This is a genomic window from Paenibacillus sanfengchensis (genome assembly GCF_036864765.1).
Classification (GTDB): domain Bacteria; phylum Bacillota; class Bacilli; order Paenibacillales; family Paenibacillaceae; genus Fontibacillus; species Fontibacillus sanfengchensis.
Window position 1 is genome coordinate 81,403 of the sequence record NZ_JBAGJC010000015.1, and the last position, 21,623, is coordinate 103,025.

Annotated in this window: 20 protein-coding genes; 4 read left to right on the forward strand and 16 right to left on the reverse strand. The window is 53.2% G+C overall.

Annotated elements, in window-relative coordinates:
• Nucleotides 1-38: 38 nt before the first annotated feature.
• From aspS to V4U84_RS22705, 7 genes are all read right to left on the reverse strand, one after another.
• Complete coding sequence (aspS, locus tag V4U84_RS22675) at nt 39-1,817, reverse strand: aspartate--tRNA ligase (RefSeq protein ID WP_334075647.1); 1,779 nt, start codon at nt 1,815-1,817, stop codon at nt 39-41.
• A 62-nt stretch (nt 1,818-1,879) separates the two neighbouring features.
• Nucleotides 1,880-3,127 carry a histidine--tRNA ligase gene (hisS, locus tag V4U84_RS22680; RefSeq protein WP_334078025.1) on the reverse strand — a complete coding sequence of 416 codons (1,248 nt, stop codon included), beginning with the start codon at nt 3,125-3,127 and terminating at the stop codon, nt 1,880-1,882.
• A gap of 583 nt (nt 3,128-3,710) precedes the next feature.
• A complete protein-coding gene (locus V4U84_RS22685) occupies nt 3,711-4,178 on the reverse strand; it encodes a hypothetical protein (protein ID WP_334078026.1) in 468 nt (155 codons plus the stop codon).
• Nucleotides 4,179-4,255: 77 nt separating this feature from the next.
• On the reverse strand, nt 4,256-4,762 hold the full coding sequence (locus V4U84_RS22690; protein ID WP_334075650.1) for a type 1 glutamine amidotransferase domain-containing protein: 507 nt from the start codon (nt 4,760-4,762) through the stop codon (nt 4,256-4,258).
• Between the two features lie 117 nt (nt 4,763-4,879).
• The gene (locus tag V4U84_RS22695; protein WP_334075651.1) at nt 4,880-5,044 is read right to left on the reverse strand and encodes a hypothetical protein; all 165 of its coding nucleotides are present in this window, start codon (nt 5,042-5,044) and stop codon (nt 4,880-4,882) included.
• A 72-nt stretch (nt 5,045-5,116) separates the two neighbouring features.
• Nucleotides 5,117-5,587 (reverse strand): D-aminoacyl-tRNA deacylase, encoded by a 471-nt coding sequence (gene dtd, locus V4U84_RS22700; protein WP_334075652.1) that lies wholly within the window; start codon nt 5,585-5,587, stop codon nt 5,117-5,119.
• Between the two features lie 43 nt (nt 5,588-5,630).
• Nucleotides 5,631-7,805, reverse strand: coding sequence for a RelA/SpoT family protein (locus V4U84_RS22705; RefSeq protein ID WP_334075653.1), 2,175 nt, complete (start codon nt 7,803-7,805; stop codon nt 5,631-5,633).
• Between the two features lie 305 nt (nt 7,806-8,110).
• Here V4U84_RS22705 and uraA point away from each other — a divergent pair, with 305 nt between their 5' ends.
• Nucleotides 8,111-9,406 carry a uracil permease gene (uraA, locus tag V4U84_RS22710; RefSeq protein ID WP_334078027.1) on the forward strand — a complete coding sequence of 432 codons (1,296 nt, stop codon included), beginning with the start codon at nt 8,111-8,113 and terminating at the stop codon, nt 9,404-9,406.
• 115 nt (nt 9,407-9,521) lie between these two features.
• Here uraA and V4U84_RS22715 read toward each other — a convergent pair whose 3' ends face one another.
• The 6 genes from V4U84_RS22715 to V4U84_RS22740 all read right to left on the reverse strand — a co-directional run bounded on the left by V4U84_RS22715 (nt 9,522) and on the right by V4U84_RS22740 (nt 16,102).
• Nucleotides 9,522-10,040 carry an adenine phosphoribosyltransferase gene (locus tag V4U84_RS22715; protein ID WP_334078028.1) on the reverse strand — a complete coding sequence of 173 codons (519 nt, stop codon included), beginning with the start codon at nt 10,038-10,040 and terminating at the stop codon, nt 9,522-9,524.
• A 50-nt stretch (nt 10,041-10,090) separates the two neighbouring features.
• Nucleotides 10,091-12,496 carry a single-stranded-DNA-specific exonuclease RecJ gene (gene recJ / locus V4U84_RS22720; protein WP_334078029.1) on the reverse strand — a complete coding sequence of 802 codons (2,406 nt, stop codon included), beginning with the start codon at nt 12,494-12,496 and terminating at the stop codon, nt 10,091-10,093.
• A 31-nt stretch (nt 12,497-12,527) separates the two neighbouring features.
• Nucleotides 12,528-13,484 carry a cation diffusion facilitator family transporter gene (locus V4U84_RS22725; protein WP_334078030.1) on the reverse strand — a complete coding sequence of 319 codons (957 nt, stop codon included), beginning with the start codon at nt 13,482-13,484 and terminating at the stop codon, nt 12,528-12,530.
• Between the two features lie 96 nt (nt 13,485-13,580).
• Nucleotides 13,581-14,474: a protein translocase subunit SecF gene (gene secF / locus V4U84_RS22730; RefSeq protein ID WP_334078031.1), complete on the reverse strand. Its 894-nt coding sequence runs from the start codon at nt 14,472-14,474 to the stop codon at nt 13,581-13,583.
• A complete protein-coding gene (gene secD / locus V4U84_RS22735; RefSeq protein WP_334078032.1) occupies nt 14,464-15,717 on the reverse strand; it encodes a protein translocase subunit SecD in 1,254 nt (417 codons plus the stop codon). Before secD ends, secF begins: the two co-directional genes overlap by 11 nt.
• A 127-nt stretch (nt 15,718-15,844) precedes the next feature.
• Complete coding sequence (locus V4U84_RS22740; protein ID WP_334075682.1) at nt 15,845-16,102, reverse strand: post-transcriptional regulator; 258 nt, start codon at nt 16,100-16,102, stop codon at nt 15,845-15,847.
• 175 nt (nt 16,103-16,277) lie between these two features.
• Between V4U84_RS22740 and spoVB the strand changes: the two genes are divergently transcribed.
• Nucleotides 16,278-17,861: a stage V sporulation protein B gene (spoVB, locus tag V4U84_RS22745; RefSeq protein ID WP_334078033.1), complete on the forward strand. Its 1,584-nt coding sequence runs from the start codon at nt 16,278-16,280 to the stop codon at nt 17,859-17,861.
• Between the two features lie 7 nt (nt 17,862-17,868).
• On the opposite strand, the gene V4U84_RS22750 is transcribed toward spoVB, so the two are convergent.
• Nucleotides 17,869-18,603, reverse strand: a complete 735-nt coding sequence (locus V4U84_RS22750) for a DUF421 domain-containing protein (protein WP_334078034.1) — start codon at nt 18,601-18,603, stop codon at nt 17,869-17,871.
• Nucleotides 18,604-18,768: 165 nt separating this feature from the next.
• Here V4U84_RS22750 and V4U84_RS22755 point away from each other — a divergent pair, with 165 nt between their 5' ends.
• Both V4U84_RS22755 and V4U84_RS22760 read left to right on the forward strand, forming a co-directional pair.
• Complete coding sequence (locus V4U84_RS22755) at nt 18,769-19,161, forward strand: TIGR04086 family membrane protein (protein WP_334075662.1); 393 nt, start codon at nt 18,769-18,771, stop codon at nt 19,159-19,161.
• Between the two features lie 76 nt (nt 19,162-19,237).
• Nucleotides 19,238-20,077 (forward strand): phosphatase PAP2 family protein, encoded by an 840-nt coding sequence (locus tag V4U84_RS22760; protein ID WP_334078035.1) that lies wholly within the window; start codon nt 19,238-19,240, stop codon nt 20,075-20,077.
• 39 nt (nt 20,078-20,116) lie between these two features.
• On the opposite strand, the gene yajC is transcribed toward V4U84_RS22760, so the two are convergent.
• Both yajC and tgt read right to left on the reverse strand, forming a co-directional pair.
• Entirely contained in the window at nt 20,117-20,434 is a 318-nt protein-coding gene (gene yajC / locus V4U84_RS22765; RefSeq protein ID WP_334075664.1) for a preprotein translocase subunit YajC, read from the reverse strand.
• A gap of 35 nt (nt 20,435-20,469) precedes the next feature.
• Nucleotides 20,470-21,609, reverse strand: a complete 1,140-nt coding sequence (tgt, locus tag V4U84_RS22770; protein ID WP_334078036.1) for a tRNA guanosine(34) transglycosylase Tgt — start codon at nt 21,607-21,609, stop codon at nt 20,470-20,472.
• Nucleotides 21,610-21,623: the final 14 nt, after the last annotated feature.

Below are 21,623 nucleotides of genomic sequence, written 5' to 3' on the forward strand. Positions count from 1 at the left end.
GGCTAACCTCCCATCAGGTTTCTGGTTCGATTCCGAACTTACTTTTTATCTTCAGCCGGTTTCTTAGCCAGCTTGATATGCAGTTCTTCCAACTGAGCCACATCGACTTCGGCCGGAGCGTTCATCAAAGGATCGGCGGCGCTTTGCGTTTTCGGGAAGGCGATCGTTTCGCGCAGGTTCGAACGGCCGGCCAGCAACATGACCAGACGGTCGAAGCCGAAGGCGAACCCGCCGTGCGGAGGCGTTCCATACTCAAAGGCATCCAGCAGGTAGCCGAATTTATCCTTGACTTCTTCCGGAGACAATTTGATGGCTTCGAACATCTTCTCCTGTACCTCACGTTTGTAAATCCGCATGGAGCCGCCGCCGACTTCGTAGCCGTTCAAGACAAGGTCATAAGCTTGAGCCAAGATTTTACCCGGATCGGTCTCGAAGAGGGCAAGATCTTCTTCGCGCGGACGGGTGAACGGATGGTGCTCCGCCACATAGCGTTTTTGCTCTTCATCCCATCCGAGCAACGGAAAGTCGACGACCCAGGCGAATTTGTACACGCTCTCGTCGATCAGGCCGAGCTGCCGGCCGATCTTCAGACGCAACGCGCCCAAAACGTCGGCAACGACCTTCTTGTTGTCCGCCGAGAAGAGAAGCAAATCGCCTTCTTCCGCACCCGTGCGTTCCTTCAACGCTTCGATTTCCTGCTCGGTAAAGAACTTGACGATCGGTCCGCGGAATTCCCCTTCCTTCACCTGAATCCAGGCCAGGCCTTTCGCGCCGTAGCGGGCGGCAAACGGGCCGAGGTCATCGATGTCCTTTCGGCTCCATGTTCCGCAGCCCTTGGCGTTCAGCACTTTGACTTCCCCGCCTTTTTCAATGACGGAAGCGAATACTTTAACACCACTGGTCGCGACAAGATCACTTACGTTAACCAGTTCCAGACCGAAACGCAGATCCGGTTTATCGGAACCGTACTTGCCGATTGCATCGGCATAGCTGAGCCGCTGGAACGGCGTTTCGATGTCCAGACCCTTGGTCTCTTTAAACAAACGGGCCACCAGCTTCTCTATCATGTCCAAAAGCTCGTCCTGACTAAGGAACGAGGTCTCGATGTCGACTTGCGTAAATTCCGGCTGGCGGTCGGCCCGCAAATCCTCGTCCCGGAAGCAGCGGGCGATCTGGTAGTAGCGTTCGACCCCGCTGACCATGAGCAATTGCTTATACAATTGCGGCGATTGCGGCAGAGCGAAGAATTCGCCGGGATGCACACGGCTCGGCACCAGATAATCACGGGCGCCTTCCGGCGAGCTTTTCGTTAGAATCGGCGTTTCCACCTCGATAAAGCCCTCTCCGTCGAGGAAATCGCGGAATACTTTAGCCGCTTTGGAACGCAGCCACAGCGTTTTCTGCATTTCCGGGCGGCGCAGGTCCAGATAACGATATTTCAAGCGCAAGGATTCATCGACTTCAATGCCGTCTTCGATGAAGAACGGAGGCGTTTTAGCCGCGTTCAGCACCTCGATCTCCGTCACGCGAACTTCAATTTCGCCGGTTGGCAGATTCGGGTTCACCGTTTCCGCATCCCGTTTTACGATTTCGCCGCGAACGGCAAGCACATATTCGGTGCGCACTTTTTCCGCAATTTGCAGCGCTTCTCCGGAGTAAGCCGGATTAAAGACGATCTGAACAATCCCGCTGCGATCACGCAGGTCGATAAACAAGACACCTCCAAGGTCGCGGCGGGTTTGGACCCACCCGTTCAGGGTAACGGTTTCTCCGATATTTGCGGTCGTCAGTGTTCCGCATTGATGCGTACGTTTCATACAGGTATGGCTCCTTCACTTTTAATTAATATGGTTAATTTTGAAAAAACGGTGTTCTTCTCTTACTTCCGCAACAAGTCGATCCACTCCGCAAGCTTGACGGTGCTCTGTTCGCCCGTTTCCATCGATTTCAGCGCAATTTCGCCGCGCTCCAGCTCGTCGTCGCCCAGGATGGCCGTATACCGGGCCTGCATCCGATCGGCGGATTTCATCTGGGCTTTCATTTTACGCCCCAAATAATCCCGCTCTCCGGAGAATCCGGCCTGCCGCAGCTTAAACAACTGGGTCGTAATCTCCTTGTCCGCCGCTTCGCCAAGCGCCACCAGATAAACATCCAGCGGCTTGACCGCGTCAAGGCCGATCCCTTGTTTCTCGAGAATCAGCGCGATCCGCTCAAGTCCAAGAGCCATGCCGATTCCCGGCTGGTCCGGCCCGCCGACGTCGGCAACAAGGCCATTGTACCGGCCCCCGCCGCCGATCGTATCGATGGCCCCGATCCCTTGCGCTTTATATTCGAACGCGGTGTGCGTATAATAGTCCAGACCGCGGACGAGCCGGTGATTGATGACATAATCCACTTCCATCGCGGTCAGCAGTTCCTGAACCTTGGCGAAGTGAGCGGTGCATTCCTCATCCAGACTGTCCAGGATCGACGGGGCCCCTCCGAACTTATCCTGGTCCACTTTGCAATCCAGCACCCGCAGCGGATTTCGCTCCATTCGCGATTGGCAGTCCTTGCAGAGCGTGTCCCTCATCGGGGTCAGAAACGCCAGCAGCTTCTCGCGATAAGCGGCCCGGCTGGCCGGATTTCCTACCGAGTTGATCTCCACCTTCACCTCTTTCAATCCCAGCTCCCGGCAATATTGAAAACCAAGAGCGACGACCTCCGCATCGATCGCCGGGTCCGTCGCCCCGAAAGCTTCGACGCCGAACTGGTGGAATTGGCGCTGGCGTCCCGCCTGCGGACGCTCGTAACGGAACATCGGTCCGATGTAATACAATTTGGTCACGTCCGGATCGCCGTACAATTTATTTTCCACATAAGAGCGGACTACACCGGCTGTGCCTTCCGGACGCAGGGTCATCCAGCGTTCCCCTTTATCCTGAAACGTGTACATTTCCTTCTCCACGATATCCGTCGTTTCGCCGACTCCCCGTTCAAATAGCGAGGTTTGCTCAAACATCGGCGTCCGGATTTCCCGGTAATTGAAACGGCGGCAAAGATCGCGGGCTTTGTCTTCGATCCATTGCCACTTTTCCACCGTGCCCGGCAGCAAATCCTGCGTGCCCGTCGGTTTCTGAAACGCCATAATCCCATCCTCCATCTCTCTTGATCTGCTTCATTTCGAAGTTTTTGGAAATAAAAAACTCCCGCCTCTGTTTATTACAAACAGGGACGAGAGATTGGTTATCCATTCACCCGTGGTGCCACCCACATTCCGAATCCCGGGGCAAAATTCGCCGCCAAAAGATCCGCTCATAAGCGGTTAACGCCCGCCTGCGCCGCACGTCTACTCTGCACCTTGATGCACTTCGCCGCCGGTTCTCGGGGAAGTCTTTCGTTCAATCATCACCGGAATCCTTCCAGCCTAGCCTGCAGGACCGCCTCCAAACAATCGCGGGCCTTCCGGGCAGGGATTCCTCTCTGCGGGTGTGGGGTTGAATTACTTTGTCCCGTCATCAAATCGGTTTGAAACTGTATATTTCCTGATTTTAAGGAAATGCAGAAACAAAGTCAAGCCCAACCCAAAGAAAAAACCTGTACCAACGGGGCACAGGTCCAAAAGGTAAATATATTAAAAGGGGGTCATGCTGTTATTATAAACAGGCTATGTTAAAGGAACATGAACCGAATATTACAGTTTCATTACAAAGCATCATAGTGTTGCCTGCCTAATCCAAATGCTCCACATAGGCGCCTTGCATCCGCAGCTTTCTCACGATGTCGTCATAGTCGTTATCCCGGACCTTGGCGGTCAACACATATTTCAGGTCATCGTAATCTCCCTCGTCCGTACGGGTTACGTCCACGACTGGGCCAGACCCGGGAACATCTCCTTGCGCACGCTCCCGTTCCCCGGATACCGGCTCGTTATCGTCGGTACGGCCCGCCATGGCCACAACGGGGACGACCCCTTGTGCGGACACGGTGCCCGGCACGCCGACCGATCCGTAAGTTCCGCCGGTATCGACCCCGGATCCGTTAAGGGGCAGCAGCGGAACGAGAATATTGCTGTTTCGGCCGATCGACCGATCCAGCGCTCCGACCTCCAGTTGTTCCGTTTCATACGGAAGCAAGCTGATCCTTGCTCCCTCCGCCTGATCTTCACTCTTGAAATAAGCCTGAATATGCTTGGACATGTCGATCTCTCCTTTAGAACGCATTGGATTTGCCGTCCCGACCATCCATGTATATCAACCGCTCGGAGAATGACCGGTTACAGCTTCTTTAACAGCTCCCGCACGAAGGCCGGCTCGTCCTTCGGAGTGCGCGATGTAACAAAATTGCCGTCCACAATGACTTCTTCGTCGCGAAATTCCGCCCCGGCATTGACCACATCATCTTGAAGCGGCGGATAGCAGGTGACGGTTCTTCCTTTGAGCAATCCGGCGCTGATCAGAATCTGCGGACCGTGGCAAATCGCCGCGATCGGTTTTCCCGAAGCGTTGGCCCGTGTCACAAATTTCTGAATATCGGCGTCGAGCCGCAGGTTTTCCGGGGAGGAACCGCCCGGTATCACCACAGCATCATAGTCCTCGGCGTTGACTTCGGAAATAGCCTTCTCCGCCGTGTATTCCGCCTTTCCCTGCTTGCCTTTCAGCGTTTCACCGGCCTTTAGTCCGATGATATCGGCTTGATGTCCGGCCTTCTTCACTTCATCATAGGGCACCTGCATTTCCGAATCTTCAAACTGGTTTGCCAGTAAAAATGCAACCTTGCTCATTTCTCCATTCCCTCCCGAAATATCTTTTGCTTTGTTATTACCCGAACGTAAGGAGATTATAACAGGGCGGATCTAACACAAAAAAGGCACCGGAACTTTTCTCCGGTGCCTTCCTCGTCAGCTTCCGGGCCTGGGAATATACTCGCCGGAAGGCTTGATCTGACGGACATGATAAAGTTGTTCCTCTTCGGCCAGGCGCATCGTCGTCCAGGCCTCGCCGCGGTGTCCCGCAGGCATCAGCGGTAGGCTCTGCCAGACCCTGGATTTCATGGATTGGCGCATCGGTTGGATCGGACTCCTTTAAAAGGGACGATTTTTCACTGTCACCCTAAGGTTGTCCAATAAGCATCCGGCCTATCCCTGGCTCCCGTTTCCATCCGCGGGCGCGGGGTGCTCAAGGATCAGGGTAACCGGCCCCCAGTTGGTCAACTCTACATCCATATCCGCCCCGAACCGTCCGGTTTCGACGACAAGCCCTTTTTGACGCAATAACTCATTGAACCGGTCATAAAGAGGGGCCGCCGTTTCCGGACGAGCCGCCGCTATAAAGCTCGGCCGTTTGCCTTTCCGGCAATCCCCGTAAAGTGTGAACTGGGACACTGACAAAATGGCGCCGCCCGCGTCCGTCACGCTAAGATTCATCTTCCCTTCGGCATCTTCAAAGATGCGCAGGCCGGCGACTTTCTCCGCCAGGTAAGCGGCATCCTTCTCCGTATCCTCGTGGGTCACCCCGACGAGCAGCATCAGACCGGGCCCGATCGAACCTACGGTTTCTCCGGCAACCGTAACCTTGGCACGCTTGCAGCGTTGAACGACAATTTTCATTTCTTTCTGGCTCCCTCAAAAGCGGGTAAAGGCCGGTTTCCTTTTACTGCATGATCCGATGCACGGTGTATACATCCTTCACCCGCTTGATTTTTTCCACGACAGATTGCAAATGATCGGTATTCCGGATCAGAATCGTCATATGCACCAAGGCCATTTTGTTTTTGTCCGAGCGTCCCGAGACCGCGGAGATATTCGTCTTGCTTTCGGAAACCGCCTGCAGCACCTCATTGAGGAAATTCCGGCGGTCGTGCCCCGTAATCTCGATATCGACACTGTAGTTGGCCTCGATGGCACGCTCCCATTCCACCTCAATCACGCGGGCCGCTTCTTCCCCATCGCTTCCGTTCGGGATATTCGGACAATCGCTGCGATGCACGGAAACGCCGCGCCCCCGGGTAATATAGCCGACGATATCGTCGCCCGGCACCGGATTGCAGCATCTGGCAAACCGCACAAGCAGGTTGTCGATCCCCTTGACGACCACCCCGTTGGTTGGGCGGGGCTTCCGTTCCTCGGCCGCTTTCACTTCCTTCACTTCGGAAGTCAGCTCGATCGAATGACTCTCCTCCTGCTCCTTGCGCAGCTTCTCCGTAAGCTTTGTGCAGATCTGTGCGGCCGTAATTCCGCCGAATCCGACGGCGGACAACATGTCGTCCACATCGTTAAAAGCAAACTTCTTGCAGGCCTCCATCAGCTTGTCGTCCGACATCCAGGCGGAAGGCTCGATTCCCGCGCGCTTCAGCTCGCGCTCAATTGCTTCGCGGCCTTTCTCGACGTTCTCCTCGCGCTTCTCTTTCTTGAACCACTGCTTAATCTTGCTGCGCGCGTGTGAGGACTGGGCGATCTTGAGCCAATCCTGACTCGGCCCGTATGAATGCTTCGAAGTTAAAATTTCGACGATATCTCCGGTTTTCAGCCGATGGTCCAGCGGCACGATACGGCCGTTGACCTTCGCGCCGATCGTCCGGTTGCCGACCTCCGTATGAATCCGGTACGCGAAATCCAAAGGGACGGAACCCGAAGGCAACTCGATGACTTCGCCGGATGGCGTAAACACAAAGACCAGATCCGTGAAAAAATCCATCTTCAACGATTCCACGAATTCGGACGCATCCTTGGCCTCGTGTTGAAGCTCCAGAATTTCGTTGAAGAAGGTCATTTTCCTCTCCGGACCCCCGGTTTCGGGTCCTTCCTTGTACGCCCAGTGCGCCGCGATACCGTATTCCGCCGTCCGGTGCATCTCCCAGGTGCGGATCTGCACTTCCGTCGGCTCGCCGTTCGGCCCTACGACCGTCGTATGGAGCGACTGGTACATATTGGCCTTCGGCATGGCGATATAATCCTTAAAGCGCCCCGGCATCGGCTTCCACAAGGTGTGAATGATCCCCAGGGTCGCATAACAATCTTTAATATTGTCCACGATGATCCGAATCGCCAGCAGATCGTAGATTTCATTGAACTGCTTGTTCTTCGTGGTCATCTTCTTGTAGACGCTGTAAATATGCTTGGGACGGCCGGATAGATCGGCTTCCACGCCCATCTCGTCCAGCTTTTCGGCAATCCGCGAAATCACGCTTTCGATGTATTCCTCGCGTTCCGCTCTTTTCTTCCGCATTAAATTCGCGATCCGGTAGTATTGCTGCGGATTCAAATATCTCAGCGCGATATCTTCCATTTCCCATTTGATCGCCGAAATCCCGAGCCGGTTCGCAATCGGACAAAAGATCTCCAGCGTCTCATAGGCGATGCGGCGCTGACTTTCCTCGGATTGGTATTTCAGCGTGCGCATATTGTGGAGGCGGTCGGCCAGCTTGATGACGATCACCCGGATGTCCTGCGCCATCGCGATGAACATTTTCCGGTAATTTTCATTTTGCTGCTCTTCCTTGGACCGGAACTTGATGCGTTCCAGCTTCGTCAATCCGTCCACGAGCAGGGCGCAATCCTTGCCGAAGTTCTCTTCGATTTCTTTGAGGGAAACCGTAGTGTCCTCCACGACATCATGAAGAAGCGCCGCAATGATGGACAAAATGTCCATCTGCATGCTTACGACAATTTCCGCAACAGCCAAGGGATGCAGAATATAAGGTTCGCCGGATTTCCGCACTTGTCCGTGATGGGCCTGCTCCGCGAAATCATAGGCTTCCCGGACGCGCTCCAAATCGGGTTCTTTAATATAGGCGGACGCCTTTTCAAGTAATCGCTCTATGCCCATTGAATCCTGCTCGAGTCCTTTCTATATGAAAATAAACGGGATAACTGCATGTAAGAGGACATTTTTCCCCCAATTTTGATTTCCTATAATTATGACTCTTGCGTTCTCTTCCGTCAACACTTGAAGACGTGGTATCCAAATCCAGCAAACCTGCCCCGAATTTAAAGTATGCAACGATTCGCTTTAGGAGAATCTGTAAAGGAATCCCGAAAGGGCATTAAATTTTCTGTTGAAAAATGTCATCAATCTCTATAATCTATTAAGGATGGTCTTCAATAAGCGGAAAAATAGAGGAGTGACCCCGTTTGCAACGTGAAATTCAAGTGAATGAAAAAGTTCCTTTCGCCCCCGGCGTCCTGCTGAGCCTGCAGCATCTGTTTGCGATGTTCGGCAGCACCGTGCTGGTGCCGAATTTGTTCGGCGTCGATCCGGGCATGATCCTGCTGATGAACGGGATCGGTACGCTGCTCTACATTTTAATCTGTAAGGGGAAAATCCCCGCTTACCTGGGTTCGAGCTTTGCGTTTATCTCCCCCGTTCAGAGCGTGCTGATTTCCCATGCGGATGCGGGCAACGGTTTTGCACTGGCTTTGGGCGCTTTTATTATCACCGGTCTGATCTTCATCGCCGTTGGTCTTATCGCCAAATACGCGGGGACCGGCTGGATTGACGTCGTGTTCCCTCCGGCCGCCATGGGCGCTATCGTTGCCCTGATCGGGCTTGAATTGATCCCGGTTGCCGCCGGTATGGCCGGATGGATTTCCACCAATCCGACAGAGCCTTGGACACCCGACCCTCCGACAATTCTGCTGTCCCTGCTCACCCTTGGCGTAACGGTTCTCGGCGCGGTCCTGTTTCGCGGATTCCCGAAAATTATTCATATTCTGATCGGAATCGTGGTCGGCTACGTGACCGCCTATTTTATGGGCGAGGTAAACACCGCGGCGATCGCCAAGGCGAAATGGTTTTCGCTCCCTACCGTCACTACGCCGCAGTGGGATCCCTCTGTAATCATCACCATCATCCCCGTCGCGCTGGTCGTGATCGTGGAGCATATCGGCCATTTGCTCGTAACGAGCAATATCGTCGGCAAAGATTTGTCCAAGGATCCCGGCCTACACCGCTCTCTGCTCGGCAACGGCTTGTCGACGATCCTGTCCGGCTTTGTCGGTTCGACGCCTAATACTACTTATGGAGAAAATATCGGGGTTATGGCGCTGACCAAGGTTTACTCCGTCTTTGTCGTCGGCGGTGCGGCGTTTTTTGCCATCCTGCTCTCATTCTCGGGCAAGTTCTCGGCCATTATCGCTTATATTCCTCCCGCGGTCATGGGCGGTGTCTCCCTGCTGCTGTTCGGCGTGATCGCCGCATCGGGGCTGCGGATTTTCGTGGAACAGAAAGTCGACTTCTCCAAACCGACCAACATGCTGCTCGCTACCGTCGTCCTGGTTGTCGGCCTCAGCGGCACCAAGTTGGTTATGGGCAACGTAGAGTTGAAGGGGATGGCTCTCGCTACGATTGTCGGCATCCTGCTCAGCCTGTTCTTCAAGCTGTTCCAGGTGCTCGGATGGTCCAATGACAAGGATGAAGCGGCCCACTAGGAGTTATGCAAAAGAGCTATGCTTTCCGAACCGTTCACGGTTCGGGAAGATAGCTCTTTTTGTTTAGATTATAAATGTACGTCGATAGACGTTGTTCTTATCGCTTAAGCGATGGTTAGAAATCGTAATGGACGAGGGTGAAGACGTCGATTCCCGGCAGCTTGGCCCGGCCGTTCAAGTCGCCCAGTTCGATCAGGAAAGCGGTTCCGACTACGTTTCCTCCCAGCTTGCGGACCAGGTCGACCGAGGTCGAGATCGTACCGCCGGTTGCCAATAGATCATCGGCAATCAGCACATTCTGCCCCGGTTTAACCGCATCCGTATGCATCGCCAGTTTGTCCTTGCCGTATTCCAGATCGTAGCCGACCTCGATGGTTTCGTAAGGCAGCTTCCCGCTTTTGCGGATCGGGACGAACCCGACGCCCAGGGCGTAAGCGAGCGGCGCGCCGACGACAAAGCCGCGGGCTTCCGGGCCGGCGATCAGATCGATCTTCAGGTGGGACACCAGGCTTTTTAGTTTTTCAATAGCAAGCCGGTATTTCTCACCGTCATTCAGCAAGGTCGTAATATCTTTGAAGCTGATTCCCGGCTGCGGAAAATCGGGAATGACCCGGATGTAATCTTTAAAATCCAATACAATCTCCTCCTAGGTATGCGAAACGCTAATAAGTATATGGTATATAGCTATGAAGCTCCTTGAATCCGGGTTTGCAACCATTCGGTAATCTGGGAAACCTTGGCCCTGAGCAGCATCTGCTCCGTTTCCGCAAGCAGCCCCAGCTCCATGTACCTTGCGGATGATTCCAGCGGGCGCTTGGACGGGGATGGCATTACGGTTACTATTCCCGAAGTCCGTGCAATAAAGCCAAGCTCTTCAAAAACGTCCATGGTAAGGGCCAACATGCGTCTGGATAACCGCGTTCTGGCCATCATGGCGGAAATCAGCTTCTCTTCCGGCTGCCCCTCGGCCGCAAAGCTTCGGAGCAAAGCATACACCTGCTTGAACTGGTCTCGGGTCGGCGGCTCCAGCAGCTCCTGAGGCGGGGTTTTCGGATGAAGCAGATAAACCCTTTCCAAAGCCCCGAATAATCCCAGTATGCGGTTCCAATCCACGGGAGTTTTCGGCAGCTCCAGCAAAAAAAGTGTGGTCACTTCCCGGGCTCCCGTTTCGGGATCGCGGGATTTTGCCGGTACGGCACCGACTCTCCTATCATATACCCAAAGCGAGGCAGGATTCAATTCCGGACGCTCCAAAATTTCGGAGTCCGGGTTGAGCAGCGCCGCAACGGATTCCGCACGGAATCCCGGGCATTTCAAGAGTTCTTCGGTCAACTCGTTCAGTTTGGCTGCCGGCTTGCCAAAGCCGCGGAAATCATGCACCTGCAGATGGGACACGGCGATGTCTTGAATCAGCAATTGCGGTTTCCGCGAGCCGTTCCACTCATTAATTCCCGCCTCCGCGACGATATCGAGCTCCGCCTCCTCGGCCAGCATGATGGCCAGCTCCCCTTTTCCGAAAGCTACCGCCTCCATCGTTGTGTTGTTCTGGGCGACCGTAAGCCGTAAATGCTTGCCGTCTTTTCCGATCGGCTTGCAGTCCACCAGCTTCGCACCGCGGATCAACAAGCGGGGACAGGGGTTGCCCATTCCGAAAGGAGCCAAAGTTTCCATCTGCTCAATGACCGATAGGGTGATATCCGACAAAGAGCACTCCAAATCGTTCACCATTGTCGGAACAAAGTGCTCCGGCTTCAGCACACCTGCGGCAAACTCATTCAAGCGCCGCTCAAAGTCGGCCAGATTCTCGCGGGAAAGCGACATTCCGGCAGCCGAAGGGTGCCCGCCGAAATGATCCAGAAGATCGGCACATTCCGTCAGGGCCTCGTATATATCAAAACCGGGAATCGAACGGGCCGAGCCTTTGCATTCTCCCGTCTCGGGGTGAATGCCGAGCACCAGGGTTGGCCGGTAGTATCTCTCCAGGATTTTGGAAGCGACGATGCCCACGACGCCGACGTTCCATCCTTCCCCGGCCACGACAATCACATCCGGCAGCTTTCCCGCCGCCGCCTTTGCTTCCAGGCCGAGCAGGGCCTCCTGAACGATTTGCTCCACCAGTTCCTGCCGTTCTTTGTTCAGGATGTCAAGTTCAAGAGCCGCCGCTTCCGCTTCCTCCGCCAGTTCGGTAACCAGCAGTTTCACCGCGCGGTCCGCATGGCTCATCCGTCCGCTGGCATTGATTCGCGGCGCCAATCCAAAGGCCACGTTCATAGCCGTGACTTCCCCCGCTTTCCAGCCCGCAATTTTTAACAGAGCGGTCATCCCCGGAAAAGGTGAATCCGCCATGGACGCCAGACCGGAGCGGACGATCGCCCGGTTCTCGCCCGTAAGCGGCATTAAATCGGCAATGGTGCCCAAAGCGGCAAGCTCCGTCCAGGATGCGGGCACTTCTTTCCCGAGAAGGGCCGTGGCCAATTTATACGCCACCCCTACTCCGGCCAGTCCTTTAAAGGGATAAGGACAATAAGGCAGCTTGGGGTTGATCAATGCGAAGGCTTCCGGCAGCCGGGCAGGCGGCTCATGATGGTCGGTAACAATCACGTCCATTCCGGCTTCCTTGGCAAAGGCGATCTGTTCGAAGGCGCTGATCCCCGTATCCACCGTAATCACCAGCGTGACCCCGCGTTCCCGGGCCTGCTGTAAAGGCGGAAGATGCAGTCCATACCCCTCTTTGGAACGGTGGGGGATGTAATACTCGAAGTCAGCCTTTAGATGTCTCATTAAACAAATCATCAACGCCGTCGAGGATACCCCGTCCGCGTCATAATCGCCATATATCAAAATGCGCTCCCCATGCTCCAGGGCTTTCCGAATTCGCGGGACCGCCTCTCGCATTCCGCTCAGCAGAAACGGATCATGTAAATCTCCCATAGTCCCTTTGAGAAATGCTGCGGCTTCGTCCGCATCGGTTAATCCCCGGGTCACCAGTAAAGAAGCGACTAGCGATGGAAGCTTCAGTTTCCGCTCCAATTCCGCGGCAGCATCCCGGTCGTTGGGGAGTATTTTCCATTGATATCTCGGTTGAATCAAGCCTCTAACACCTTCTTTCTAAGACCCTTTCCTACTGAAGCAAGGTCGGCAGATCATCGCCGGCACCTTCGAAATTGCTTTTGTAAGGATAACCGGGATCATACGGAAACACCTGAATGCTTACCTCGCTGATATGCGTGAACCGGGTCATCAGCAATACCTTTGCCCGTGTGGCGATCTCATTGGCTTCCAGGACGGTGATCCGCGGATTTACACTGATTCTGGCGGTAACCGTTACATAATGACCGTTTTCCTTGGCTTTCAGTTCGTCCACCGTGATGACCCCATGCACCCGCTGAACCGTCTCGACGAACAGGGAGGCGTCCTCTTCCTGGATGTCCGAAATCAAAGAACCGTATACGGTTCCCAGAATCATGCGATACACTCGCCACAGCACCATGACGGACACGAGCAGCGATGCGGCCGGGTCCAGATAAAGCAGCACGGGCACTCCCATCTCCTGGCCGGTCATCGCGCCGAATACGCCGATCAATACGGCGACCGAGGCGTAAAGGGAATGTCTGTGCGAATCGACCAACCCCTGAACCTGTTCGCCTTTAGACCTCCGAAGCTGGCGGTACTGGTATTGGAACAGCGCTTCCTTCAGCGCAATCGAGATGACGATAGCCACGCCGGCCAAGGCGCCGGGGGGAGCTATCTTTCCTTGGGATATCTCGCCGATGGAGGAAATGCCCATTTGAAAGCTTCCCATCAGCAGGAACACGGACAAAAAGATGGCCAGAAGCGGCTCCCCGGCTTTTCCGGCACCGGACCGCCGGGATTCCCCGTTCTTTTTCGCTTGTCTTGGCAGCTTGAGTTTCTCACAAACCAGGGCGGCCCCGTCCGCGGCCGAATGCAGCGCGCCCGCCAGCAGCGCCCTGCTGTCGAAGAGCACACCGATCGTGCCCTTAAATGCGGCTAAAACAATATGATTAGCGATACCGAGCCATACTGCGGAATTGGTTGGAGCGGCTTGTTCGCGCGACATATGAATCCTCCTGAGACATTTTTACGTAAAGAGAGGGAAAGCCGCGTCAAGATTCGACGCGGCTCTATTATACCAAACAAAAGGCTAAGCGGCCTCTTAAGACGCCTTGGCCGGCTTGTTTTTCTGCTTGCTCTTCAAAACGAACCACAACGGGCTTGCGATGAAGATCGAGGAATATGCCCCGAACAAGAGCCCGATAACCATCGCCAGCGAAAACATCCGGATCGATTCTCCACCGAGCAGGAAAAGGAAGAAGGCAGCCACAAATACCGTTAATGCGGTGTAAATCGAACGCATAATGGTTTGCGAGACGCTTCGGTTGACCAATTCGACCAGGTCCTGACGGGTTTTCAGCTTGCTGAAGCGCAAATTCTCACGAATCCGGTCAAAAATTACGATCGTATCGTTAATCGAATACCCGATAATCGTCAAAACGGCAACGATAAAGGTCAAATCGACTTCCAAGCGGAAAATCGAGAACACCGAAACGACCATAAATGCATCATGCAGCAGGGAGACAATCGCCGCCAAGGCAAATCTCCATTCGAAACGGATACTGACGTAAACGATAATGCCCAGACAGGAGATCAGGACGGCATAGATCGCGTTGCGAGCCAATTCCTTGGCCATTTCCGGATCGACCGTGTTCACCTCAAAGGAGGCTTTCTCATCAAGCTTCGTTATCTCCTGCTTCAATTGGGATTCCTGGTCCTCATTCAACACCTTGGTAAACCGGATATTCATCCGTTCCTCGCCGGGACTTATTGTCGCTTCATCCGAGATCTTCAGCTTGTCCAGAATCGGCTTTACTTGCTCCGCGGTGATCCCCTTGGTCAACGTGATATCCACATTGGAGCCGGCTCTGAAATCTACGCTGTAATTCAGCCCAAATACGGACAAACAAATAATTCCGGCAAGGGTCAGAGCGATCGAAAATATATAAAAATACTTGCTAAGATGTACATAGTCCAAGGTTTTCTTAAAGCTCACGTATATCACTCTCCTTTACACCGAAGTACTTCGGCTTCAACAGTTTACCGGCTTTAAGCAGCAGGTTCAACAGGAAGCGGGAGAGGTAAATGTTCGTTGCGATACTCAGCACGATCTCTACGATAAGCACAAGCGCAAAGCCTTTGACCGCGCCGGTTCCAAACCAGTACATTACGGCCGCGACAATGATCGTTGTGATTTGCGAGTCCATAACGGTCCGGAAGGAGTGCTTATCCCCGGCTTTGACGGCGGACATCACGCTCTTGCCACTCTTCATTTCTTCATGAATCCGTTCATTGGTTATAATGTTGGCGTCGACCGCCATCCCGACCCCGAGAATGAGGGCTGCAATCCCCGGTAACGTCAGCGTGAAATCCGCCCATTCAAAGACGAGTATCAACAGCCATGTATGGACGATCAGCGTGAAGGCGGCTACCAGACCGGGAACCCGGTACATGCCCACCATAAACAGCAAGATGAATGCGGAAGCGATCAATCCGGCTTCGATCGTCTTATCGAGGGATTGCTTGCCCAGCGTAGCGCCGACGCTTTGCGTATATTTCTCGGTCAGCTTCAGGGGCAAAGCGCCCAGGTTGATGTTATCGCGGACTTCCTTGGCTTTCTCTCGGTCTCCCCCCACGGTGATTGTGGCGGTACCCTCCGTTAGTACGTTTTGTACGATGGGGTCGGAAATCAACTTATCATTCATGTAAATAGCGAGCGGTTGACCGATTAAACGCTGCGTAATCTCCGCAAATTTCTTCTTGTCCTTGACTTTGATGCTCACGATCGGCTCGTTCATCGAGTTAACTTCCAGCTTGGCCGCGTTCTCGACAAAGTCCGTCCCGATCATTTCGATTTTGTTGTACTCGTTTTCCGATTTTTCCGTCCCGTCCTTACTACGGAAAGTCAAAGAAGCCGGTTCCTTCATCAACTTGCGGACTTCGGCCTCATCGGTCACACCTGCCAGTTTCAGACGTATGCGGTTCGTCCCTTCCGTCGTAACTTCCGGTTCGCTGGTTCCCAGCTTATTGGCCCGGTCTTCCAGGCTCTGAGCGGTTTTTAACAGCGATTGTCTGGATACTTCCTCTCCGCCTTTCATCGGCGAAGCCTCATACAAAATCTCGAACCCGCCTTTCAGGTCCAGTCCGAGATGTACACTTTTCAGCAATCCGGGGGTTGACCAGACCATAAGGCCGGAAATCACAACCACGACGGTTACGAATGCAAAGATTCTTTTCATCCCGTGCTTCCTTCCCCTTTCAATTCTCAATATTCCTATTATAGCTATGCCTGAAATGAGCGTCAATTTATCAAATTATGTCGGTTTTTAAACAGTGGTTAAAATTCCATCACAAAAAAGACCCCTTTCATTCGAAACGGGATCCACGAAATGCGGAAATCGTCATATAGTTCATAAACTGGGTCGCTTTTAAAGAAAGGATATCATTCACTAACTGATACAATGGCGGGAAGCCTTCTTTCTCGTATTTCTGGCTGACGCACTCCCAGATATCCCGGCCGGTAACATGCTCATACCCGATTAACCGGAACTCCTCCGCTTTGCTGACGCAAAGGCTTTCGATTGCTTCGTTTAACTGCTTTTCGCTCATTTCATCTTCAGCCATCATGATGCCTCCTTCTATCTCCCCGTCTTATTACATTCTACCTTATTTTTTGGATTCCTGCATAAAGACCCAAAAAGACAAGTCATGAAGTGGGACAGGACCGGCATATGGTTATTAACAACCGCGGGTCTTGCATGCACGCAAAGCCGCTTAATAAGGAGAGAGGGAATCCCATTTGAACAAACAGACCTTTATCCAGGGCACGATGATTCTGCTGGCCGCAAGTATAATCAATCGTATTCTCGGGTTTATTCCGCGAATTTTGCTTCCCCGGGTCATCGGAGCCGAAGGCGTCGGCCTCTACCAGCTTGGTTATCCGTTCTTTCTCGTGATCGTCACGCTGATCGCCGGAGGCATCCCGCTGGCTGTCGCCAAGCTGGTCGCCGAGGCGGAATCGGCCGGCGTCCCCGAGCGGTCCAAAGCCATCTTGCGAACAAGCCTGATTTTTGCAACCGGGGCCGGGTTGTTTTTTACGGTCCTGTGCATTGTGGGGGCTCCTTTGGTCACGCGCTATATTTTGACGGATCCGCGGGTATATCAGACTTTCCTGGCCATGAGCCCGATGATTGTCATCGTTGCCATTTCCTCCGTATTCCGCGGCTATTTTCAAGGGAAGCAAGACATGATTCCTTCGGCCGTATCCTCCATTCTGGAGACGGTAGCCCGGATCATTTGCGTGCTGTGGTTTTCCTTTCTGCTGCTGCCGATGGGAATCGAATATGCCGCAGCCGGGGCCATGCTTGGTGTCGTTGTCGGTGAAATGGCCGGAATGGCGGTCTTGCTATGGCAGTATCACCGGCTGAAACGTCGGGAAAAGAAGGCGCAAGGAACCCCGGAGATCTCCGTAACCGCGCCAGCCACCCGGGTTAAGAGTTTTTCCGCAATGCTCCGCAAAATTCTGCGTATCGCCATTCCGGTTACCGGAGGTCGCCTTGTCGGCTCGCTGTCCTATTTGCTGGAGTCCATTACTACCGCGCAAAGTCTAGCGATTGCAGGGGTTGCTACCGCCGTGGCCACCGCCCAGTACGGAGCGCTGCAGGGCATGGTTATTCCCTTGCTTTTGCTGCCGGGGGCCTTGACCTCCGCCCTGGCGGTTTCCCTGGTTCCTTCATTGGCGGAGGCGCAAGCGCGGGGGGATCACCGAACGATTCACTTGCGATTGCATCAATCCATCCGGCTAGCCCTGGTGACGGGCGCCCCCTTCGCTGCGGTTATGTATGTTTTGGCCGGACCACTTTGCGAGTTGGTCTATAATGATGGGGATATAGCGGGCATGCTGAAACTGATGGCCCCTTTCGCGCTCCTGCTGTACGTCCAAACCCCGCTGCAGGCAACACTGCAAGCGCTGGATAAGCCGGGAAGGGCTCTCGTCAACACGCTGATTGGAGCGATCGTTAAAATTGTTCTTATTTTTTACCTGGCTTCAAATCCGTCGCTAGGCATTTATGGGGCCATTCTTGCCATCATCGTCAACTTTGTGATCGTCACTGTACTCCATGGGCAAAGCGTCGCCAAAACGTTAAATTACCGGTTGCCGTTGCTGGATCTGGTCAAAGTCTGTTGTGCGATGATCATCATGGCCGGTGCCGCCTCTTATCTCTACTATGAAGTTCCCATGGGTGGTAACGCAGGAGTTCAATTTCTGACCTCCGTCTCGCTCTCGGGTATTTTGTATTTGATTTTATCCGGTTTGCTGGGGCTCGTGGATTTGCATGATCTTAAACGCCTCCCCCTATTCCGGAGATGGTTCAAGGCCTAGAAATCTCCTAGTCGTTCTTCTTTCGATTGAAGTAAAATCTGCCCCTATGATCGATCGAACAGAAAAAGACATCCTTGAAATCCTGGACCCCCTTGGCCTGAATTTGATTTTTCAACCAGAACCGGGTTTTTCCGATTTGTTTCAAATTGTGATCGTCCACTTTTCCGTCCAAAATCAGTGGCAGGGGCAGCGCTTCATATTTTACCTTAGGAACGAGCGACGGGAATACCGCTTCCTTGCTCTTGCCATCTTTGGCGGGGTGCTCGCCGGCCAGTGTTTTATCTTTCGGCAGCACGCTGAGCTTTCCGCTGGTTTCCAGCACGGCAAACTCCACATCGGCCACGCTGTCTATATTTTGAGACCGCAGCTGCATCAACAAGTCATCGATGTTATAGCGCTGCTTTCTCATTTCTTTCTGATTGATATCCCCGTTACGGATAATGACGCTCGGCTCGCCATCGAACCAAAGCCGCACCTTGCGAAACCTCAAGGACAAGACGGCAATGCCGATTTGGATAAGCAGCAACGTGATCATCGGAACAATCCCGTCATATAGAGGTCGTTCCGGATCTTCCAGAGCGAAAACCGCGATTTCCGCAATCATAATCGAAATGACCAGATCAAAGATGGACAGCTGGCCGATTTCTCTTTTCCCCATAATCCGCATGACTCCGAAAACCAATACATACATCAATACCGTTCGAAAAACGACAAGTGAAAGATGTGTGATATGCCCGGCCATAACTGTTCCCTCCCGTCATTTCTCAAAAATGGGGTGTACCTGTATTCTGGCTTTCGCTTCCCGCTAACATGCCAAACAATTTATTCCTGATTTTTGGACGTTCAGTCATAACGCTCCCGGCTTGGCCATAAAATGGGTTAACAATATCGAATGGAGGAACTTGCCATGCATCTCATTCGCCGTATGTTCTCATTCCGCTTTTCTCATCCTACTGTTTCCGGATTATGGTACGCTTTTCTGTGGATGATGATCGGTGCCTTAATCTTGTCGCTGCTGCTTCAATCCGGGATTTTGGAAGAAGAGGAACTCACTTGGTATACCTATCTGGTACACGGGATTTCTCTGCTGGCAGGAGGGCTGGTTTCCGGAAAAAAAGCCGGGCATAAAGGATTGTACCAAGGCTCTATTACAGGGGGGCTGTACGGATTGCTGTTGCTTCTTGTCAGTTTTCTGGCTCTGGATCATGCCCTGGGGGTTCAGGAGTTTGCGCTGCTCATTCCTTCGCTGCTTCTGGGTGCCGTCGGCGGGGTATTTGGCGTGAACTTTACGAAAAAGTAACGGAACTGCAAACTCCCCGTCTCTCTACTATGGTAATCTTTCATAGTGATGATGATCTATAGTAGGAGGCTTGATCGTGCAGTTTCATTCGATGTCTACAATTTCCTTGCTAACGGCGGTGGTATTTCTTCTTCTTGTTCTACTTTGCTGTACGCGTTCTTTATGGACCGCGGCGACCGCTATGCTAAGCTTGTTGGTCAAATCCAGAAAATTGCTTCTCGTGGTGGCGATGATGGTGGCTGTGCTTCTGTTAAACAGCCTGGAATTGACCTGGGAACAAAATTACAGCTATTCCGCTGATTTTACGCCCTGGGTATTCCAACTGGAAGGCCACTTTGTTTCCTTTTTTCAGCAGCTTTTTCATGCCCCTGGGGTAACTTTGGTCGTGTCGTTCTTTTATCTGGTCGTATTTCAAGCGCTTATTTTAGCCTCTTTGTTTATTTATGCCGGAGACGGCCGGCAGCTTTTCGTATATGCCACTTGCTGTACGGTTATGCTGAATTATTTGGTCGCGCTCCCCTTCTATGCGCTGTTTCCGGTCAACGAAGTATGGTCCTATCCGCCATCGGGAGCAGCGTTCTACATGCTGGAGGCTTTTCCGGAATTCAATACGCTTTACCGTCCCCTTTCGGGGATTAACAACTGCTTTCCCAGCCTGCATACCTCGGTCTCGGTTTCGATGGCGATGCTCGCGATCCGTTCGGGAAACCGGAAATGGGCGATCGCGGCTACGGCAAGCGCGGCTATTATCGTTTTCTCCATCTTTTACCTGGGCATTCACTGGCTAACGGATATGATCGGCGGACTGCTTCTCGCCACTTTGGCATCCGGCCTTGGTTTAAAATGGGCCCGGCGCCTTGATCGAAGTGTGAATCCGTCCCTCCCCTCTTCCGATTGGTCGAAAAAAAGAGCCTGAAGTTTTGACTTCAGGCTCTTTCAAGTTCACACCGTAAGGCTATGCCTTTTCATCCACCCGGTGGCTGATGGCATTGCGGTCGAACGTCATTTTCGTTACATCGTTGACGCGAATGACAACCGTATCATCGGTCAATTCTACAATCGAGCCGTGCAGGCCGCCGATCGTGACGATTTTATCCCCTTTTTGCAGCGCGTTGAGCATCGTATTGCGGGTTTGCTGTTTTTTCTTCTGAGGACGGATCAGCAAAAAGTAGAACACGGCAAACATAATCACAAGCGGCAGGATGAACGAAAGCAGTCCCCCTGTTCCCGGTGCACCGGCCGCCGGTGTTGCCGCGTAAAATTGATGGAACATCCCATTTTTCCCCCTTTCATGGTATATCCGAATCTTTAAAATCCTTTTTCGTTGCCAAAAAGACCATACTTTTCGAAAAACTCATCCCGGAAATCCAGCAATCTGTCATCCATGATCGCCTGGCGAACGTTATCCATCAGTTTGATCAAGAAATGCAGATTATGATATGTAGTCAGCCGGAGTCCGAACGTTTCGTCGGCTTTGATCAGATGACGAAGATAAGCGCGGGAATAGTTCCGGCAGGTGTAGCAGTCGCATTCCGGGTCCAGAGGTCCGAAGTCTTTGGCATACTGAGCGTTTCGGACGACCAGTCTTCCTTGGCTCGTCATCGTGGTGCCGTTGCGGGCAATCCGTGTCGGCAATACGCAGTCAAACATATCGACTCCCCGAATCGCGCCCTCAATCAGCGCATCCGGCGAACCGACGCCCATCAGATAGCGGGGCTTGTCCATCGGCAACAGAGGCACCGTATAGTCCAACACTTCATACATCAAATGCTTTGGTTCACCCACACTCAGTCCACCAATAGCATACCCCGGGAAATCCAGGGAAGTCAAATCTTTGGCGCTCTGCTTGCGCAAATCTTCATACATGCCGCCCTGCACGATGGCAAAGAGCCCTTGGTCATGCGGTCGAGCGTTGCTCTTCAGGCAGCGTTCGGCCCAGCGGCTTGTCCGTTCCGTGGATTTCTTGACATAATCGTAATCCGCCGGATAAGGCGGACATTCGTCAAATGCCATCATAATATCGGAGCCGAGCGCGTTCTGAATTTCCATGGCGACCTCGGGGGAAAGAAACAGCTTGTCTCCGTTCAGGTGGGAACGAAAATGCACGCCTTCCTCCGTAATCTTTCGCATTTCACTCAGGGAAAAAACCTGAAATCCGCCGCTATCCGTCAGGATGGCGCGATCCCAATTCATAAATTTGTGCAGCCCGCCCGCCTCCCGGACGATGTCGTGCCCCGGACGAAGGAACAGGTGATACGTATTGCTTAAAATAATCCGCGCATCCATTTCCTTAAGCTCTTCCGGGCTCATCGTTTTGACGGTAGCCTGTGTTCCGACCGGCATAAAAACGGGGGTATCGAAACTGCCGTGCGGCGTATGCACACGCCCCAGTCTGGCCCCCGATTGTTTGCAGGTTTTGATGTGTTCGTAAGTTATCGCTGCAGCCATCTATCATCCATCCT

Bases quoted from the DNA above. Each gene is read 5' to 3' on its own strand.
- V4U84_RS22740 (WP_334075682.1), bottom strand. From the start codon at position 16,102: ATGGCTGAAGATGAAATGAGCGAAAAGCAGTTAAACGAAGCAATCGAA.
- tgt (WP_334078036.1), bottom strand. From the start codon at position 21,609: ATGGCTGCAGCGATAACTTACGAACACATCAAAACCTGCAAACAATCG.
- V4U84_RS22690 (WP_334075650.1), bottom strand. From the start codon at position 4,762: ATGAGCAAGGTTGCATTTTTACTGGCAAACCAGTTTGAAGATTCGGAA.
- secD (WP_334078032.1), bottom strand. From the start codon at position 15,717: ATGAAAAGAATCTTTGCATTCGTAACCGTCGTGGTTGTGATTTCCGGC.
- V4U84_RS22705 (WP_334075653.1), bottom strand. From the start codon at position 7,805: ATGGGCATAGAGCGATTACTTGAAAAGGCGTCCGCCTATATTAAAGAA.
- V4U84_RS22695 (WP_334075651.1), bottom strand. From the start codon at position 5,044: ATGCGCCAATCCATGAAATCCAGGGTCTGGCAGAGCCTACCGCTGATG.
- V4U84_RS22750 (WP_334078034.1), bottom strand. From the start codon at position 18,603: ATGGCCGGGCATATCACACATCTTTCACTTGTCGTTTTTCGAACGGTA.
- V4U84_RS22755 (WP_334075662.1), top strand. From the start codon at position 18,769: ATGCATCTCATTCGCCGTATGTTCTCATTCCGCTTTTCTCATCCTACT.
- hisS (WP_334078025.1), bottom strand. From the start codon at position 3,127: ATGGCGTTTCAGAAACCGACGGGCACGCAGGATTTGCTGCCGGGCACG.
- yajC (WP_334075664.1), bottom strand. From the start codon at position 20,434: ATGTTCCATCAATTTTACGCGGCAACACCGGCGGCCGGTGCACCGGGA.
- dtd (WP_334075652.1), bottom strand. From the start codon at position 5,587: ATGAAAATTGTCGTTCAACGCTGCAAGCGTGCCAAGGTTACGGTTGCC.
- V4U84_RS22685 (WP_334078026.1), bottom strand. From the start codon at position 4,178: ATGTCCAAGCATATTCAGGCTTATTTCAAGAGTGAAGATCAGGCGGAG.
- V4U84_RS22725 (WP_334078030.1), bottom strand. From the start codon at position 13,484: ATGTCGCGCGAACAAGCCGCTCCAACCAATTCCGCAGTATGGCTCGGT.
- aspS (WP_334075647.1), bottom strand. From the start codon at position 1,817: ATGAAACGTACGCATCAATGCGGAACACTGACGACCGCAAATATCGGA.